Origin of the sequence: Methylophaga sp. UBA4204, from assembly GCF_002379485.1 — a bacterium.
Taxonomy (GTDB): Bacteria; Pseudomonadota; Gammaproteobacteria; order Nitrosococcales; family Methylophagaceae; genus Methylophaga.
On record NZ_DFTU01000073.1, the window covers coordinates 28,253 to 32,932 of the forward strand.

Genomic DNA, 4,680 nt, shown 5'->3' on the forward strand with positions numbered 1-4,680 from the left:
TTGCACGAATTCGTCCTGTGGCCAGCCATGGTAGTGCCGGTCTATTAAAACTGGGATTTGGCATTGAAAAAGAAGATCCTGTTTATCCGGCCCTACAACAGCGATTTTTAAGTCTTTATGCAGAAAATATCGCCCGCGAATCCGCTTTATTTATCGGCATGCAACAAGTACTTGATGGTCTTGCAGCCAATGAGATTCGTTGGGGAGTGGTTACCAACAAACCGTCCTTCCTGACAATGCCACTCATGGAAGCATTGCAATTAACCGATTCTGCCGCGTGCATTGTTAGCGCCGATACCACACCCTATAGCAAGCCGCATCCAGCGCCAATGTTACATGCCTGTGAGCTGCTGGATGCCAAGCCTGTGGATTGTATTTATATTGGTGATGCAGAACGTGATATTCAGGCAGCACATAATGCCCAAATGCGTTCCGTCGTCGCTTTATATGGTTATATTTCCGAAACTGATGAGCCGGAGTCCTGGCAGGCAGACTGTCTGATTAATCATCCACATGAGATTTTACAATGGATTTAAGTCCCGAGTTTTTTTTGCAACACCAGGACTTATTGATCGTTTTGTTGGTTGGTATTTTGCTGGGCATTGTTATCGGTCTGTTTATTCGCAGTGGCAAAATTCGCACACTGGAAAAAAACAATGCTGAGCTGGATCTGACATTACAGCTGGAGCAAAAAAACAAACGGCAAATGGACGAGCTTCTATCTCAAACCCGTGAGCAATTAGCCAATACTTTTAATCAACTTTCCAATGAAGCGTTAACACGAAATAACACCAGCTTTTTGCGACTGGCTGAAGAAAATCTGAAACGTTTCCAAAGTGAAGCTAAAGCGGATTTGGGGTCGAAAGAAAAAGCCATTGAGCAAATGCTTAAACCAATCAATGAAGCATTGCAGCAGACCAGCAAGCAAATTCAGGAAATTGAAAAGGATCGCAAAGAGGCTTACGGCAGCCTGAATACAACCATTACCCAAATGAACCTGAGTCAACAACAGTTGCAGCAGGAAACTCAAAATCTGGTGCAGGCACTACGCCGCCCAGAAGTCCGCGGCCAATGGGGAGAAATGACCCTAAAACGTCTGGCAGAGCTTAGTGGAATGGTGGCACATTGTGATTTTTACGAGCAGACACATACTACCACTGAAACAGGTAGTATCCGGCCCGATATGATTGTTCGCCTACCGGAAAAACGCGAAATCATTGTCGATGCTAAAACACCGCTGGATGCTTATTTATCGGCTATCCAGGCCAAAGATGATATGACCCGTAAACTGGAATTAAAGCGTCACGCTCAAATCATTCGCGGCAGGATTAAAGAACTGTCCCGCAAAAATTACTGGGCGGAATATTCTCAGTCTCCCGAATTTGTCGTGTTATTTATTCCTGGCGAACAATTCCTCTCGGCAGCATTGGAAGTGGATCCTGCCCTATTGGAAGACAGTATGAGTCAGAATATTATTCTGGCCACCCCCACCAACTTCATTGCCTTATTACGAGCCGTTTCCTATGGCTGGAAACAACAGGCATTGGCAGAAAATGCTGAAATCATTCGCGAACTTGGCGAAACACTTTATAAACGATTGGCTACTTTTGGTAATCATTTAAGCAAGCTGGGTAACAGTCTTGGCCAAAGCGTCAATCATTTCAATAGTGCTGTCGGCTCACTTGAGCGTCAGGTATTGCCGGGCGCGCGCAAGTTCATCGAGATGGGTATCAGTACCAAGAGTCAGATCACTGACTTACCTCCTCTCGAGCAGCAGCCACGCCAGGTGCAAGACAAAAACGATGCCGACTGATCGACAAGTTCAAGCCGCCTACCACTATTGCCAACAATTCGCGCGCGGTCACTACGAAAATTTCCCTGTTGCCTCACTTCTATTGCCAAAAAAACTGCGATTGCCGGTAGCGGCAATCTATACCTTTGCAAGACAAGCCGATGATATTGCTGACGAAGGGGATGCGACGGCAACGACAAGACTGCAACAGCTGGATGAATTCCATCGAGAACTTCAAGCAATAGCAAACCAAAATCTGACCACTGTTGCCCCGCTTTGGATAGCGCTGGCTGATAGCATTCAGCAGCATGACTTGCCTGTTTTACTATTTGCAGATCTGCTGAAAGCTTTTCGACAGGATGTCAGCGTGAAACGATATGCGAATTTGGCAGAGGTGCTTGAATATTGTCGTTATTCAGCTAATCCGGTAGGCCGTTTGGTATTACATCTCAATAACAGTCTTACCGACTCACAGTTGCATCAATCAGATTGCATCTGCACAGCGTTACAGTTGATCAATTTTTTCCAGGATATCGAGCAGGATTATCTGGAGAAAAATCGTATCTATTTACCGCAAGATCGTCTTGAAGCCGCAGGCATTGATGATTCACAACTGCTTGCCGGAGATACAAGAAAATTGTCTGTAGTTCTGCGCCCTCTTTATCAATATACGATGCAATTGATGCAAGAAGGGTATCAGCTTGGTATGACATTAACCGGCCGCCTCGGCTGGGAGATTCGTGCCATGACATTGGGTGGCATAGAAGTTCTATCATTGTTAATTCAGCAGCCAGACAATGAACTGCTTAGCCGACCAAGATTAACCAAACGGCAACATCTCTGCGTCCTAATAAACGCCTTATCAAAGCGTCGTTATCTTGCTCGCACGAACTGCTTGCTGCAGCAAAAGCATCTTCCTTTTTAACAACAAAAGCTTGCACCAGACTTTGAAAATCTTCTAATTAACTGCTCTGTTAGTTCTTATGCCTCGCACAAATTCATTAATTGTCATTACCGAGGGAATAAGGAATTAATATGCCTGCAAAAAAAGCATCTTCTTTCGCTAGCTTTATACTGTTCCTGCCGCTGAATACAAACCAGAGCTGAAACCTCTCTCGGCATTACAAAGCAAGTAGAAGCGCTTCAGCAGCAATTCAAAGCAGCTTAGAGCTGTCAAAAGGCCGAACAAAGTGCAGAACAAGCAGAAGTTTCAGTGGTCAATGAAAATTGGTGGTGCTATGCGTGCTAATTACGTTATCAGTGATTATCCCAGAAATGACTCTGGTGCTGCCTCGCGTGCTGGTGAAGATGGAGGATATATTAAGGTGGCAGACACCCATTATTCAGCGAACGATGAATACCGAAATATGCTCATGCTCTGCCAGATGGCTGGCATTGGCATGGAACAGATGATTCATGAAACCCGGAACATGTGATGCCATGACTACCAGGTCAGCACCGACTTCATTACCGACTTTTTCCAGCGCCCGATCCAGTTCTGCCACTGGATCATTGCAAGTCACGGCTTTTGACTCCATCGGATAACCACATTGTTCAGTGTGTGACTGGGTGAACTGATCCAGTTTCTGTGCGAACTCCTCCGGATTGTGAGCAACGCTGCTCGGGGCGGAGCTTACTACCCCAACTAGTATGACTTTAGAGTGGTATAGCTTACCAATATCAGCAGCGGTTCTGATTGCTTTTTCCATGGTGGCGGCATGTTCCAGATCTACCGGAACCATAATAGTTGAATACATGACTTTATCTCCTGCTCTGTCATTGAGAATCAAAGTAAAATTAAATTCCATTGTAATCCCCCCAATAAATAATTGAGTTCAAAAGTAGAATTTTCTCGTAAACTAAAGCGCAGGAGATTCTGCATGAAGACATCAAAATTTACAGATAGCCAGATCATGGCGATCCTCAAACAAAACGAAGCAGGGATAAGTGTTCAAGATCTTTGTCGAGAGCACAGCATCAGTAGTGCCACCTTTTACAAATGGCGAGCGAAGTATGGCGGCATGGACACCGCAATGATAAAGCGCCTCAAAGAGCTTGAAGATGAAAATCGCCGTTTGAAGAAAATGTATGCTGAGGAATGCTTGAAATCGCAGATCCGCCAGGAGGCACTTGAGGGAAAGTGGTAAAGCCATCTCTGCGTAAAGAGATGGCGCAGCAGGTCGTCGCCAAACTCGGCCTTAGTATTCGCCTTGCCTGTGAGATCTTCGGGATCAGTGAAACCTGTTATCGCCACCAAGCCAAGCTATCCAACGAAAATGCCGTTATTGCTGATTGGCTATTACGTTTAACCACTGCTAATAAACGCTGGGGCTTTGGTTTGTGTTTCGATCATTTACGTAATGTTAAAAAATTTAGCTGGAACCATAAACGTGTTTATCGCTTATACCGTGAGTTAGAACTGAACTTACGCATTAAGCCCCGGCGGCGGATTAAACGGGATAAACCTGATGCACTGAGCGTTCCGACTGGCATGAACCAGGTATGGTCGATGGATTTTATGTCTGACGCACTGGATAACGGTCGTAAGTTTCGTACATTCAACGTCATTGATGACTATAACCGCGAAGGCTTGTGTATTGATGTGGACTTTTCTATGCCGAGCCAGCGAGTTATTCGGTCATTAGAACAGGTCATGGAGTGGCGTGGTAAGCCTGCTGCAATACGATGTGATAATGGTCCGGAAAACATCAGTCAGGTGCTGATTGATTGGGCAAATAACCAGAAGATCACCCTGATGTATATCCAGCCGGGTAAGCCAACACAGAATGCTTACGTCGAACGCTTTAACCGAACCGTACGTCACGAATGGCTTGAATTACATTTATTTGAGTCTGTTGAACAGGCACAGCTGCTCGCCACACAATGGC

General features: G+C 45.4%; 5 protein-coding genes. 4 read left to right on the top strand and 1 reads right to left on the bottom strand.

The features are described from left to right. The 3 genes from B3182_RS10610 to hpnC all read left to right on the top strand — a co-directional run. The coding region (locus B3182_RS10610; RefSeq protein WP_292752703.1) for an HAD family hydrolase at nucleotides 1–536 on the top strand (536 nt) is incomplete at its 5' end. Beyond that, complete coding sequence (gene rmuC, locus B3182_RS10615; RefSeq protein WP_292357745.1) at nucleotides 527–1,813, top strand: DNA recombination protein RmuC; 1,287 nt, start codon at nucleotides 527–529, stop codon at nucleotides 1,811–1,813. The genes B3182_RS10610 and rmuC, both read left to right, overlap by 10 nt. After that, nucleotides 1,803–2,717, top strand: a complete 915-nt coding sequence (gene hpnC, locus B3182_RS10620; RefSeq protein WP_292357743.1) for a squalene synthase HpnC — start codon at nucleotides 1,803–1,805, stop codon at nucleotides 2,715–2,717. Before rmuC ends, hpnC begins: the two co-directional genes overlap by 11 nt. Before the next feature lie 418 nt (nucleotides 2,718–3,135). Here hpnC and B3182_RS10625 read toward each other — a convergent pair whose 3' ends face one another. After that, the gene (locus B3182_RS10625; RefSeq protein WP_292357741.1) at nucleotides 3,136–3,600 is read right to left on the bottom strand and encodes a universal stress protein; all 465 of its coding nucleotides are present in this window, start codon (nucleotides 3,598–3,600) and stop codon (nucleotides 3,136–3,138) included. A gap of 72 nt (nucleotides 3,601–3,672) precedes the next feature. Between B3182_RS10625 and B3182_RS10630 the strand changes: the two genes are divergently transcribed. Next, a protein-coding gene (locus tag B3182_RS10630; protein ID WP_292752709.1) for an IS3 family transposase occupies nucleotides 3,673–4,680 on the top strand; the annotation gives its coding sequence in 2 pieces (ribosomal slippage) (nucleotides 3,673–3,934 and nucleotides 3,934–4,680; 1,009 coding nt annotated over the 2 pieces). This gene is flagged as partial in the annotation.